We start from the raw sequence: 14166 nt of genomic DNA on the forward strand, positions 1-14166 counted from the left end.
CAACCGCCCCCTTTTTAACGCCTCTGATTTTGGATGGTTAATATACCAACGATTAGCAAAGGCATTGAGGCTTGATAAAGGATTTCAAGTAGTGGCGTTAATGATTGCGACACCAACTTGGGTCATTCAAACAACGTTTTCACTGGCATAAGGTCCTGGGCCGACGGATTCTCGCATCATCACTTCACCCGAGAAGCGCTGGCGATTGCGCATTTCGCCCCCGTCGAGCATCGATATCAGCCTTGCAAGCGTTTCCTGAATCATCTCCGTCACCGGCATTTTCACGCTAGAGAGCGATGGAACGGTGAAGGGGGCCAGCGGAATATCATCAAATCCCAGCACGGAGACCTGAGCCGGAACCGCAATGTTGTGCGATGCCAACGCTTTTAACGCTCCTACCGCCATATCATCATTACTGGCCACCAGTGCGCTAAACGGAGTGCCCTGTTTTAACAAGGTTTCAACCGCCGCTACGCCGTTTTGCGCCTGCCACTTCCCTTCAATAATCAACGCTTGCTGAACCGGAATCTGGTGTTTTGCCAGCGCCGATTGGTAGCCCGCCAGGCGCTCACGGCCGGTGGGCGAATCGAGCGACCCGGTAATAAAGGCAATGTCACGATGCCCCAGTTTGATTAACGCTTCAACGGCGTCGGCGCTGGTGCGTTGTTGATCGGCGTAAATACTGTAGCTGTCGTGTTGCCGCAGACGACGGTTGATCACCAGAATCGGATGCGAGTGCTGATCGATGATAGCGTCCATTTCTTCAATGGTGAGAAAGCGCGGATAGATGATGACGCCGTCACAGCGCAAATCGAGCAAAAATTGAATCGCAGCACGCTCCTCTTCCGCACTGTGTTTGCCATCCACCAATAGCAGTTGTCGCCCCTGCTGCTCCATCAGTCGGGCGGAATGCTGCATGAGCTCAGTAAAATAGCTGCCGAAATAGAGGGTATTGGTGATCACCAGGCCAATAGTCTGGCTCGACTTGGTTGCCAGATTTCGCGCCAGTAAATTGGGGCGAAAGCCGGTTTCCGCGATAGCCTTAAACACCAATTCCCGCTTCTCTTCGCTGACATAACCGTTGCCGGACAGCACACGTGACACCGTGGCTTTCGATACGCCTGCGACCTTCGCCACCTCAACTATGGTTGCCATTTTTCACTCTGATTTACGCTCGTATCGCTGAAGTGTACCTAAGTCGCGAATTATGCGGAGAATTTTTTCACCGTAATGTTTGCCCGCTCCTCACTTCGTTATCGATAACTATCACATTTTTAAACATCAAATTTTAAACTTCTTGCCTGCCATTGATTTCATATTCATGATTTTGTGAAACCGGTTTCTCATGACTCGCAATAGATATGCGGGCAAACGTACCCCTACTCAAAAAAAATCAGAGACCTACAATCCATGGCTAAAAATTATGCTGACGTTTCACGCGCCATCGTGGCTTCGCTCGGCGGCTTAACCAATATTGAAGCCGTCACGCACTGCATGACGCGCCTGCGTTTCGTGCTACGCGACACTACCCTGATCGATAACGCCACGCTGAAAGCAATTCCGGGCGTGATGGGCGTGGTGCATACCGATACGCAATGCCAGGTGATCATTGGCAATAACGTCAATCTCGCGTATCAGGAAGTGCTTAAACTCGGTACACCGAATAGCGATAACAGCGCCCCAGTGAAACGCAAAATCACTCTGCGCAGCATTGGCGCGGGCATTCTTGATGCGCTGGTGGGCACCATGTCGCCGCTGATCCCGGCGATCATCGGTGGATCGATGGTCAAGCTGCTGGCAATGGTGCTGGAGATGGGCGGTGTACTGGATAAAGGTTCGTCTACGCTGGTGATCCTGAATGTGATCGGTGACGGCGCCTTTTTCTTCCTGCCGGTAATGGTGGCGGCCTCGGCGGCACTGAAATTTAAAACCAATATGTCATTGGCGATTGCGATTGCTGGCGTACTGGTGCATCCCAACTTTATTGATTTGATGGCCAAAGCGGCACAAGGCCAGGCCGTGGAGTTCGCCTATATCCCGGTGACGGCGGTGAAATACACTTACACCGTGATCCCGGCGCTGGTGATGACGTGGATCCTGTCGCACATCGAATACTGGGTGGATCGCTTTACCCCTGCGGTCACCAAAAACTTCCTCAAACCGATGTTGATTGTGCTGATCGCCGCACCGATTGCCATTGTGCTGATTGGCCCACTCGGCATCTGGATTGGTAGCGGTATTTCAGCGCTGGTTTACACCATTCATGGCTATCTCGGCTGGTTATCCGTTGCGATCATGGGCGCGTTGTGGCCACTGCTGGTGATGACCGGCATGCACCGCGTGTTTACCCCGACCATCATCCAGACTATTGCGGAAACCGGCAAAGAAGGCATGGTAATGCCCTCTGAAATTGGCGCCAATCTGTCACTCGGCGGGTCATCGCTGGCCGTAGCCTTCAAAACCAAGAATCCGGAATTGCGTCAGACCGCTTTTGCCGCAGCGGCTTCAGCGATCGTGGCTGGGATCTCGGAACCCGCGCTGTATGGTGTTGCGGTGCGACTCAAACGACCACTGATCGCCAGCCTGATCAGCGGATTTATCTGTGGCGCGGTAGCCGGCATCGGCGGGCTCGCCAGCCACTCCATGGCCTCACCCGGCTTGTTTACCAGCGTACAGTTTTTTGATCCGGCCAACCCGATGAGCATTGTGTGGGTGGGTGGCGTGATGGTGTTGTCGGTGGTGCTTTCATTTGTTCTGACCCTGATTCTTGGCTTTGAAGATATTCCGGTGAGTGAAACAGCGCAGCCTAAACCGGTTGTGGATCCTGCTAAAGCCGTCAATGTGAATTGATTAACTGAGGTTTTTTATGTCTGAAGTGACATTTCCAGAGGGATTTTTATGGGGCGGCGCGTTAGCCGCTAATCAGTCGGAGGGGAGCTATCTGGCGGGCGGTAAAGGCTTAACCACGGTGGATATGATCCCGCATGGCGAACACCGTATGCCGGTCAAACTCGGGCTGGAACCGCGCTTCACCTTGCGTGATGATGAATACTATCCGAGCCACGATGCCATCGATTTTTATCGTCGTTACAAAGATGACATCGCGTTGATGGCGGAAATGGGCTTCACGGTGTTTCGTACGTCCATCGCCTGGAGCCGCATCTACCCGAAAGGCGATGAGTTAACGCCAAATCCTGAAGGTATCGCTTTCTATCGCAGCCTGTTCGAAGAGTGCCAAAAATATGGCATCACGCCGCTGGTGACGTTATGCCATTTTGACGTACCGATGCATTTGGTTACCGAGTACGGTTCATGGCGCAACCGCAAGATGATTGAATTCTTCGCCCGCTACGCCCGCACCTGCTTTGACGCTTTCAACGGGCTGGTGAAATATTGGCTGACGTTTAACGAGATCAACATTCTGCTGCACAGCCCGTTCTCTGGCGCTGGCCTGGTCTTCGGACCAGAGGATAATCGAGAACAGGTTAAATACCAGGCGGCGCATCATGAACTGGTCGCCAGTGCGCTGGTGACGAAAATTGCACACGAGATTGACCCCGAAAATCAGGTCGGCTGCATGCTGGCGGGCGGCAATTTCTATCCGTGGTCATGTAACCCTGAAGATGTCTGGGCGGCGATGGAAAAAGATCGCGAGAACCTGTTCTTTATCGATGTGCAGGCGCGCGGTGCCTATCCTTCCTACGCAGCACGCGTGTTCCGCGAGAAAGGCATTGAGATTGAGTGGCAGGACGGTGATGCAGAACTCCTGCGTCATACCGTGGATTTTGTCTCCTTCAGCTACTACGCGTCGCGCTGTGCCTCAGCCGATATGAACGAGAAAAACAGCAGTGCGGCGAACGTAGTCAAATCGCTGACCAACCCGCACATTCCCCGGAGCGCATGGGGCTGGGGCATCGATCCCTTAGGGCTGCGCATCACCATGAACATGATGTACGACCGCTATCAAAAGCCGCTATTTTTGGTGGAAAACGGCCTGGGGGCGCGCGATGAAATCGATGCCAACGGCGAGATTCATGACGATTACCGTATCAGCTACCTGAAGCAGCACATTCAGGCAATGGGCGAAGCGATAGCCGATGGCATCCCGGTGATAGGTTACACCACCTGGGGATGCATTGATTTGGTCGCAGCCTCAACGGGCGAGATGAGTAAACGCTACGGCTTTGTTTACGTCGATCGTGATGATCAAGGCAATGGCTCACTGGCGCGCACCCGCAAAAAATCTTTCTGGTGGTATAAAAAAGTGATTGCCAGCAATGGCCGCGATTTAAGTGAATAATCTTTGCGATTCACTGCCGGGCGATGTCAGTTCGCCCGGCATGTTTATATAAATACTGCATTAAACCCTCTATTAATAATTGGATCTGATTATCCTGCCAGAGTAAATAGTCCGCGTTTTCCGCTATTGAACACCTGTACTCTTTTATAAATGCCGATGGTACTATTTGCGGGTTGAACCCAGCGGAATAGCGTCATGTTACGTTTTGAACCTCGTCTTCACCCTCGTGAAGTTTTTTTTCTGCTTTTGGCTCAGCTTAAAGCCGCGCTGATCTGCATCGGTTCGCTGGCACTGTTGATATTGCCGCTATCCCTGCCTGCTGCTGCGGCGCAAAACCCCGCGACGAAAGATGACAAAGCCAACCGTATTGTCAGCGGTATCATTAGCTTCACCCGCTGGCCGGCGTTGCACGACGCTCCACAGTTGTGTGTGTTCAATTCTGCGCGCCATGTCAATTTTCCTGCCAGCGCCACCGCGACATCGCTGCCCTTTAGCGTGGTCTATCTCAACAGTGAAACCGAGTTAGCCAGCAATCGCTGTGATGCCCTCTATTTCGGCGATCAGTCGCCGCAGCAACAGACCGAATTGCTCAGCCTGGAGAAAGGCCACGCCGTTCTCTCTCTGGCTGAAAATAATACCGATTGCGCCATTGGAGCCGCTTTCTGTCTTATTTTTAATGCCGATCATCCGATGTTTGCCGTAAACCTTGATTCACTGGCTCGCAGTGGCGTTCGTGTGAGTCCGGATGTGTTATTGCTGTCGCGCAAAGGAAGCCAATAAGATGAAATTTGAAAAAATCAAAAATGAAAAATCATCTATCCGCATCAGGCTGCGCAAGATCAGCATCATCAACTCCGCCGTTATCTTGTTGCTGTGCTGGTTGCTGCTGACCTCCACTTCGTTACTTTTCATCAAGCGTTATGAGAAGCGCAACCTGGAGCTGATTGCCGCAACGCTGAGCAACAGCCTGACCGCTGCCACCGTATTTGAAGACAGTTATGACGCCCACAAAAAAATTGCCATGTTGGGCAATGAAGGCATGTTTGCTACGGCGAAACTGGTAACGGACGACCAAACGGTGCTGGTTAACTGGCAAGACCAACAGCAGCAGGATGGCTGGTATGAGAACTTCTTACGCGAATGGATCTACGCGCGCCCGCTGAGCGTGAATATCAATCACGCGGAAAATGTCGTCGGGACGTTGACGCTGGCGGGTACGGTCAAAGGGGCGACGGATTTTATTCGCTACTCAGTGATGATTTTATCCAGCGGCATGCTCTGCGTACTGATTGTTGCCTTTATGCTGAGCGCTTTTCTGCATCGGGGCATTTTGCAGACGCTGCGCAATATCACCAGCTCGATTCATTACGTCATCAGCTCGGGGGATTTTTCACTGCGAATCCCTGAAAGCCCGACCAAAGAATTTCAGCTGTTTTCGGACGATCTCAACTCGTTGTTAGCGGAGATGCAATCGCTGCAAGCTTCGTTACTGCGAGATAACCGTTCGTTAGCGGCGAAGGCGTTGGAAGATCCGCTCACCGGGCTGGCCAACCGTGCCGCCTTTGTTACGCAATTAACCCGATTGCTTGATGGCCAGTTCGCTCAGGAGCGCTTTGTGTTGCTGTTCCTGGATGGCGATCGATTCAAGAGCATCAATGATAACTGGGGACATGCGGCGGGCGATGAGGTGTTGAAAGCCATCGGTTCCCGCCTGCTTGCACTGGCCTACAAACAGGATATGGTTGCGCGACTCGGCGGTGATGAATTTGCGATGTTAATAACCAGCCGCGCGACTGAGAAACAGCTGCTGCAGCTGACAGAGGAGATCAGGGAAGCCATTGCGCAGAAGATTATGATCGCGGAAGGCACACCGATCACCACCTCAGTCACTATTGGTTACGCCTGGTCGCAGCATGGCGATACGGTGCAATCGATTCTGGAACGTGCGGATATGCATATGTACAAAAACAAAGGGATAAGTAAGGTACGGGTATGAAAATTAAACTCTTTCTGCTGCTGTGTATTCTGGTTTGTGCGGGCTGTCAGTCTAAAGGTCGCTTCACCGCCGCGCAGATCGCGGCGATGCAAAGCGCAGGTTTTACTGAAAATATGGAAGGCTGGGGATTGGGTTTATCGGACAAAATCCTGTTTGGGGTAAATGAGTCTGAACTCACCGCAGCCAGTAAAGCCAATATCGCCAATATGGCAAAAAATCTCTCAGCCACCGGTATTCAGCATGTCCGGATTGACGGTCATACGGATAATTACGGCAAGGCGGATTATAACCAGCAGTTGTCACTGAAACGTGCTGATGCTGTGGCAACACAATGGGCGTTGGGTGCGGATGTACCGCGAACCAACATCACCACCCGAGGCCTGGGCATGAGCGCCCCGATTGCCAGCAATAACAGTGCACAAGGCCGCGCGCAGAATCGCCGTGTGGCGATTGTGATTACCTCGCCTTAATCTCGCCCTGGTCGAGCGCATAACGGTACAAGCGCTCGACCGCCAGATTCTTCATTTTCACTTCACACATAATGTCGAAATCTTTAAATGACAGCGCCCAGTCATTTAAATCCTGATTAAAGTAGTAGTCAGAATGTGCACGCAGTTTGGTTTTTGCCACCGTTAAATCGCGCTGATCCGGGAAGCCATGTTCTGGGATTAATCCTTCCTGCGCAATCGAATAGTGTAATACCGGACGCACACCGCGCCACGATTCGATAATTAACGGGATACGCGCATCATCCGCTTTGATAAATTGATTCTCTTTCACCCAGTGATGGTGAATATCCAGCACCACCGGACAGAGATCGCGCGCCTGTAATACATCATCCAGCGAACAAGATATTTCGTCATTTTCGACCGTCAGCATATTGCGTGCTTCAGGAGAGAGACGCTGAAACGCCGCGCGAAACCCCTCGATGCCTTTTTTGCCGTTCATATGGATATTGATTTTGAAATCCTGAAACTGGCGACCATACCCCATTATCACGGCACACAGTGCATGATACTCCACATCCTCAATCGCCCGATCCACTACCCCTTCATTATCCGATGCGAGTACGGAATATTGTCCGGGATGGAATGAGAGACGGATGTTGTTTGCGCGCGCTATCTCGCCACACCTGACAAACAACGGTTTTAAATCGGGCATTAATTCGCTGTAGATGGCGGTGGCCTCTGGTACGGTATACAGCGGCAACAGGTCGCTGCCAATCCGCATCATGCGCATCGCATCCGGCAGTTTTGCCAGTTGCTGCAGCGTGAGGATTTGGTTTTCGAGGTTGTTGGTTGCCAGCTGCGCCAGTAAACGCGCTTGTTCTTCGCGATCAAGACTCAGGAAACGCGTACGCGTGGTGATTTTAAACGGAAACGGCTGCTTAGCCTGTGCATCGAAGTACTTACACGCAAAACCCAATTTCATTTCAGTCTCCCTTAGAGCAGGCTGAAAGTGTAGCTTGCTCCAGGGAAAGTGCACGGACAGCGGCAGGGCTGCCGCTGTCCGTGGGCTTACACGCTTGGGAAAGTGATATTGCTGCCCGGTGCTTCGCGATGCAAATGGATAAAGTTCAGGTGGCGTTCGTACTGATCGAGAATATCGATAATCACCTGCTCCTTGTTGTAGTCCATCAAATCGTTGCCCTGGCTGCCTTCCAGCAGGAATGTCTCCAGACGGTAATAGGTCGATTTACCGCTGCGCGCTCGATAGGTAAAGCCCGGCACCGAATACTGCTGCGGCCAGATCTGATACACGAAGTCCTGCTCTTCACCCAGCAGCACGCGCAAATCCAGATAACCTAACGGATGGCCCTCTTCCGGCTCCACGCGGTCCAGTGAAACCCGACCACCGCGCAACTCCAGTTCTTTCGCCACATCCTGCATCGCCGGGAACAAGACGTTCTCCATCATTTGCTGGGTGTAGCGTGTGCCTGGATAGTTCATCAGACGCGACAGACGTTTCTTCCAGCTCAGGCGATCGTTGCTGGCCGGAATGTACGGTGCCGTTTCACGACTGGCGCTGGCGCGGCGATGGTCTTCCACTTTGAGAGACTTATACAAACCGGCCATCACAAAGAAGATCACAAAGCTGAACGGCAGTCCCATGATCACCGTGGCATTCTGCAGCGCAGAAATACCGTTGGTCATCAACATACCCATGGTCAGAACACCAATCGCCACTGACCAGAAGATACGCAGCCAGTTCGGTGCATCACTGTTGATGTCTTTCAGCTTCGAGGTGAAGTTACCCAATACCAGTGAACCGGAATCCGCTGAGGTGACGTAGAACAGCATGCCGGTAATGGTCGCGACCGAAGCGCTGAACTTGAACGCCGGATACTGCGCCAGCAGGCTGTAGAAGCCACGTTCTGCATGCGCCATCACTTCCTGAGCAAAGCCGGCATCACCGTGGATAATTTCATACAGCGCGGCGTTACCAAAGACCGACAGCCACAACAGCGTGAAGGTGAACGGAATAATCAGCGTACCGAGCACGAACTCACGGATAGTACGACCACGTGAAATACGCGCCAGGAACAAGCCAACAAACGGTGACCAGGCGACCCACCATGCCCAGAAGAACAACGTCCAGCTGTTCATCCACTCTCTTGGCTGATCAAACGCAAAGGTGTTCAGCGTCATGCCCATAAAGCGGTTGATGTAATCACCGACATTGAGCACCAACGCATTCAGCAGGAAGTCGGTTTTGCCCATGAACAGCACAAACAGAATCAGCCCCAATGCCAGCGCAACGTTGAGTTCCGACAGAATACGGATGCCTTTATCCACGCCGGAGGTCACGGAAATGGTGGCGATAATCACCGACAGCACAATCAACGCCGCCTGCGCGGTAAAGCCTTCCGGAATATCGAACAACACGTTCAGGCCATAATTGAGCTGAACCACGCCGATCCCTAAGGTGGTGGCGATGCCGAAGATGGTCCCCACTACCGCTGCAATATCCACGGTATGGCCAATCGGCCCGTTAATACGTTTGCCAAAGATTGGATACAGCGCAGAACGGATGGTGAGCGGCAAATTGTAGCGGTAGCTAAAGTACCCCAGCGCGATCCCCATCAGCGCGTACATTGACCAGCCAGTTACGCCGTAGTGGAACAACGTCCACACCATGGCTTGTCGGGCGGCTTCCATGGTTTGTCCGGCGCCTTCAGGCGGTTGCATGTACTGCGTGACCGGTTCGGCCACCGAGAAGAACATCAGATCGATACCGATACCGGCCGCAAACAGCATCGCTGACCAGCTTAATAAGCTGAATTCTGGTTTGGATTGCTCTGGCCCTAGCTTGATGGCGCCGTAACGTGAACAGGCCATGTAGATAACGAAAACGATATACAGCGTCGCGGCCAGCATGTAGTACCAGCCAAACGTAGCGGTAACCCAGTTAACCGCAGTTTGAATCAAGCTGGCAGCCAGCTCGCTGTAAAAAATAGTGACAAGTGAAAATGTCAGAATCAGTCCGGCTGAGGTGTAGAACACCACAGGATTGATTCTGTCTTTTTCACTGGCAGGTGGATTAATCATCGATGACCTCTGGTTAATTTCCTGTAATGACTCAATGGATTAGCGTGACCTGTCTGCCAGGCCTTGTTGTTATCAGTACCCCTGTTGTCCCTCCCTGTAGTGCTTTCTTCTGACGATGAGCCGCATAGCCCGGTTCACCGCTGTGCTTTTGTAACAATCGAAGCACAGTATCCTAACAAAATTCTTTTTTATATTGAACGTGCAATCAAAAAAAGTTTAAATAGTCCTCTGACATTGTGGTGGAGCTGGAGTCATGCCAAAGGTGGGAATGCAGCCGATTCGTCGTCGGCAGCTGATTGATGCAACCCTCGATACGATTAACGAGGTAGGAATTAATGACGCAACTATTGCGCAGATTGCCCGCCGTGCGGGGGTTTCGACCGGCATCATCAGCCACTACTTCAAGGACAAGAACGGTTTGCTGGAAGCCACCATGCGCGATATCACTCGTCAGTTACGTGATGCCGTGGCTGCCCGCCTGAAACCGTTGGCGGGCGCGAAGACCGAAGCACGCTTGCTGGCGATTGTCGAAGGTAACTTCGATGACACACAGGTGCACAGCGCGGCGATGAAAGCCTGGCTGGATTTCTGGGCCAGCAGCATGCATCAGCCGCAGTTGGGTCGTCTGGAACGGGTCAGTAGCCGACGCCTGTTTTCAACCCTCGCCGCCGAGTTTCACCGTGAATTGCCGCGTGAACAGGCGCGACTGGCGGCTCACGGATTGGCATCGCTAATCGATGGCCTTTGGCTGCGAGCTGCGCTAAGCGGTCTGCCCTTCAATATCGATGTCGCGAAAACGCTCACCACCCAATTTATCCGTCAGCAACTTGCTGGCGCACTGAATCACTGAGGAAGGAGAAATCATGTCCCGATTCACCGAACAGCAGCTGTATATCGATGGTCAGTTCATTGCGGCGAGCGCAGGTAATACATTCCAGACCATCAACCCGGCCAATGGCGAAGTACTGGCCGAAGTACATGAGGCGGAACAAGCCGATGTTGATCGTGCCGTCGCTGCCGCGCAAAAAGGCCAGAAAGTTTGGGCCGCGATGACCGCCATGGAGCGCTCACGCATTCTGCGCCGTGCCGTCGATATTCTGCGTGAGCGCAACGACGAGTTGGCCGCGCTGGAAACCCTCGACACCGGTAAGCCGCTGAGCGAAACCCAATATGTTGACATCGTGACCGGTGCTGACGTGCTGGAATATTACGCCGGTCTGATCCCGACGCTGGAAGGCCAGCAGATCCCACTGCGCGACACGGCGTTTGTTTATACCCGTCGTGAACCGCTCGGCGTGGTCGCTGGTATTGGTGCGTGGAACTACCCGATTCAGATCGCCTTATGGAAATCTGCCCCTGCACTGGCAGCGGGTAACGCGATGATCTTTAAACCGAGTGAAGTCACTCCACTGACAGCACTGAAGCTGGCAGAAATTTACACCGAAGCGGGCGTGCCTGCCGGCGTATTCAATGTGCTGAACGGTCGTGGCGCGGTCACTGGTCAACTGCTGACTGACCATCCGGGCATCGATAAAGTCTCCTTTACCGGCGGCGTGGCCAGCGGCAAAAAAGTGATGGCGAATGCCGCAGGTTCCACGCTGAAAGAAGTCACTATGGAATTGGGTGGCAAGTCACCGCTGATCATTTTTGATGATGCCGATCTCGATCTGGCCGCTGACATCGCCATGATGGCCAATTTCTACAGCTCGGGCCAGGTCTGCACCAACGGTACGCGCGTGTTTATCCCGGCTAAATTCCAGGCCACGTTTGAAGCGAAAATCGCTGAGCGTGTTGCACGCATTAAAGCGGGTGATCTCAACGATCCCGACACCAATTTCGGTCCGCTGGTGAGCTTCCCGCATCGTGACAACGTGATGCGCTATATCGAATCCGGTATCAACGAAGGTGCGCGTCTGCTGTGCGGCGGCAAACGCCTGAGCGGTGCCGGGTTTGATAACGGTGCCTGGGTTGAACCGACCGTATTCACCGATTGCCGCGATGAGATGACCATCGTGCGTGAAGAGATCTTCGGGCCGGTGATGTCGATTCTGACTTACGAAAGCGAAGAAGAAGTGGTACGTCGCGCCAATGCCACCGATTTCGGTCTGGCTGCGGGTGTAGTGACGCAAGACCTGAACCTCGCACACCGCGTGATTCACCAGATCGAAGCGGGTATCTGCTGGATCAACACCTGGGGCGAATCTGCCGCCGAAATGCCGGTGGGCGGCTACAAGCACTCTGGTATTGGCCGTGAGAATGGCCTGATGACCTTGCAAAACTACACCCAGGTGAAGTCGGTGCAGGTCGAGTTATCCCGTTTTCAGTCCGTATTTTAATTGAGCTTTAACCTGAGGAGCGATTAATGGAATTTGATTACATCATTATCGGAGCCGGATCCGCAGGGAACGTTTTGGCAACAAGACTGACCGAAGACAGCAGCGTGAATGTGCTGCTTTTAGAAGCGGGTGGCCCTGACTACCGCTTCGATTTCCGCACGCAGATGCCAGCCGCGCTGGCTTATCCGCTACAGGGAAAACGCTACAACTGGGCGTATGAAACAGAGCCAGAACCGCATATGAATAACCGCCGCATGGAGTGCGGACGCGGTAAAGGTCTGGGCGGATCATCGCTGATCAATGGTATGTGTTATATCCGCGGCAACGCGATGGATCTCGATAACTGGGCGCAGCAGCCTGGGCTGGAAAGCTGGAGCTACCTGAACTGCCTGCCCTACTATCGCAAGTCAGAAACCCGCGATATTGGCGCCAATGACTATCACGGCGGTGAAGGCCCGGTAAGCATCACCACCTGTAAACCCGGTAATAACCCGCTGTTTGCCGCGATGATTGAAGCCGGTGTTGAAGCAGGCTATCCGCGCACGGAAGATTTGAACGGCTATCAGCAGGAAGGCTTCGGACCGATGGATCGCTTCGTCACGCCGAAAGGTCGTCGATCCAGCACCGCGCGTGGCTATCTCGATACCGCCAAAGTGCGTCCAAACCTGAAGATCGTCACCCATGCCACCACCGATCGCATCCTGTTTGAAGGCAAGCGCGCGGTGGGCGTGGAATATTTGCAGGGATCGGGCAACACGCCACATCAGGTGCATGCTCGCCGTGAAGTGTTGCTGTGCGCCGGAGCCATCGCCTCGCCACAGATTCTGCAGCGTTCTGGCGTGGGCGCTGCTGCACTGCTGAACAAATTCGACATTCCGGTGGTACATGATCTGCCGGGCGTCGGCGAAAACCTGCAGGATCACCTCGAAATGTACCTGCAGTACGAGTGCAAAGAGCCGGTGTCACTCTATCCGTCGTTGAAATGGTGGAACCAGCCGAAGATCGGTGCAGAGTGGCTGTTTAACGGCACTGGCATTGGTGCCAGCAACCACTTTGAAGGCGGTGGCTTTATCCGCAGCCGCGAAGAGTTTACCTGGCCGAACATTCAGTATCACTTCCTGCCAGTAGCGATTAACTACAACGGCTCTAACGCCGTTGAAGCGCACGGTTTCCAGTGTCACGTAGGTTCAATGCGTTCACCGAGCCGTGGGCATGTGCAGATTAAATCGCGCGATCCGCGTCGTGATCCGGCTATTTTGTTCAACTACATGGCACATGAACAGGACTGGCAGGAATTTCGTGACGCGATTCGTATTACGCGTCAAATCATCAATCAGCCTGCGCTGGATAAGTATCGCGGCAAAGAAATCAGTCCGGGCCTCGATTGCCAGACTGATGAACAGTTGGATGAGTTTGTGCGTAACCACGCAGAAACGGCCTATCACCCTTGCGGCACCTGCAAAATGGGTAGCGATGAAATGGCGGTTGTCGATGGAGAAGGTCGTGTGCATGGATTGCAGGCGTTGCGCGTGGTAGATGCGTCAATTATGCCGCTGATCATCACTGGCAACCTGAATGCCACCACCATCATGATCGGTGAAAAGATCGCGGATAACATTCGTGGTCGCCAGCCGTTGCCGCGCAGCGAAGCAGATTACTTCGTCGCTGGCGATCTGCCGGTGCGTGGTGAACCGAAGCGCGCTTAACCGTTTTTATCAGGGTGGCTCTCGTCACCCTGCTCATTTCCCGCTAGCTTTGCAGATAAGCCATAATCAGCCGCTGTAACTCAAGCTTAATGTCATCTGAGCCCAGTTGATCACGTCTGGCGGCATCATGCACCCCCTTTTACAACTTAAAGCAGGGAGGTTCGTCATATTCTGCAGTGACTGACGCTCCCTTCTTTCCTGTAGACTGATGACGCACAATTGCCGGCATTTAGCGTATTGATGCAGCTTTAAAGTATGTTGTAACTAGTAACGTGTTCTT

The 14166-nt window shown here is 53.1% G+C and carries 11 protein-coding genes; 8 read left to right on the top strand and 3 right to left on the bottom strand.

Translation table 11 applies throughout. The features are described 5' to 3' along the window. Window positions 1–126 precede the first annotated feature (126 nt). Complete coding sequence (locus WFP70_RS19850) at window positions 127–1155, bottom strand: LacI family DNA-binding transcriptional regulator (RefSeq protein ID WP_337024229.1); 1029 nt, start codon at window positions 1153–1155, stop codon at window positions 127–129. A gap of 255 nt (window positions 1156–1410) precedes the next feature. Between WFP70_RS19850 and ascF the strand changes: the two genes are divergently transcribed. The 5 genes from ascF to WFP70_RS19875 all read left to right on the top strand — a co-directional run bounded on the left by ascF (window position 1411) and on the right by WFP70_RS19875 (window position 6766). After that, entirely contained in the window at window positions 1411–2850 is a 1440-nt protein-coding gene (gene ascF, locus WFP70_RS19855; RefSeq protein ID WP_337024230.1) for a PTS cellobiose/arbutin/salicin transporter subunit IIBC, read from the top strand. A 16-nt stretch (window positions 2851–2866) separates the two neighbouring features. Continuing rightward, a complete protein-coding gene (locus WFP70_RS19860; protein WP_337024231.1) occupies window positions 2867–4300 on the top strand; it encodes a 6-phospho-beta-glucosidase in 1434 nt (477 codons plus the stop codon). A gap of 195 nt (window positions 4301–4495) precedes the next feature. After that, entirely contained in the window at window positions 4496–5080 is a 585-nt protein-coding gene (locus WFP70_RS19865) for a YfiR family protein (protein WP_337024232.1), read from the top strand. Window position 5081: 1 nt separating this feature from the next. Then, complete coding sequence (locus WFP70_RS19870; RefSeq protein WP_337024233.1) at window positions 5082–6296, top strand: diguanylate cyclase domain-containing protein; 1215 nt, start codon at window positions 5082–5084, stop codon at window positions 6294–6296. Then, window positions 6293–6766, top strand: a complete 474-nt coding sequence (locus WFP70_RS19875; RefSeq protein ID WP_337024234.1) for an OmpA family protein — start codon at window positions 6293–6295, stop codon at window positions 6764–6766. Before WFP70_RS19870 ends, WFP70_RS19875 begins: the two co-directional genes overlap by 4 nt. On the opposite strand, the gene uvsE is transcribed toward WFP70_RS19875, so the two are convergent. Both uvsE and WFP70_RS19885 read right to left on the bottom strand, forming a co-directional pair. Continuing rightward, a complete protein-coding gene (gene uvsE / locus WFP70_RS19880) occupies window positions 6753–7727 on the bottom strand; it encodes a UV DNA damage repair endonuclease UvsE (RefSeq protein WP_337024235.1) in 975 nt (324 codons plus the stop codon). The two genes, WFP70_RS19875 and uvsE, sit on opposite strands and share 14 nt — an antisense overlap. Window positions 7728–7813: 86 nt before the next feature. Then, a complete protein-coding gene (locus WFP70_RS19885) occupies window positions 7814–9844 on the bottom strand; it encodes a choline transporter (RefSeq protein ID WP_045815600.1) in 2031 nt (676 codons plus the stop codon). Between the two features lie 253 nt (window positions 9845–10097). Between WFP70_RS19885 and betI the strand changes: the two genes are divergently transcribed. From betI to betA, 3 genes are read left to right on the top strand one after another with little or no spacing between them, the layout of a single operon-like run. Then, on the top strand, window positions 10098–10694 hold the full coding sequence (gene betI / locus WFP70_RS19890; RefSeq protein WP_034824050.1) for a transcriptional regulator BetI: 597 nt from the start codon (window positions 10098–10100) through the stop codon (window positions 10692–10694). A 13-nt stretch (window positions 10695–10707) separates the two neighbouring features. After that, window positions 10708–12180: a betaine-aldehyde dehydrogenase gene (gene betB / locus WFP70_RS19895; protein ID WP_337024236.1), complete on the top strand. Its 1473-nt coding sequence runs from the start codon at window positions 10708–10710 to the stop codon at window positions 12178–12180. A gap of 26 nt (window positions 12181–12206) precedes the next feature. Further along, window positions 12207–13886, top strand: coding sequence for a choline dehydrogenase (betA, locus tag WFP70_RS19900; RefSeq protein ID WP_337024237.1), 1680 nt, complete (start codon window positions 12207–12209; stop codon window positions 13884–13886). The last annotated feature ends 280 nt before the right edge of the window (window positions 13887–14166 follow it).

This window comes from Pantoea sp. USMM079 (assembly GCF_037153115.1).
GTDB classification, from domain to species: Bacteria; Pseudomonadota; Gammaproteobacteria; order Enterobacterales; family Enterobacteriaceae; genus Pantoea; species Pantoea communis.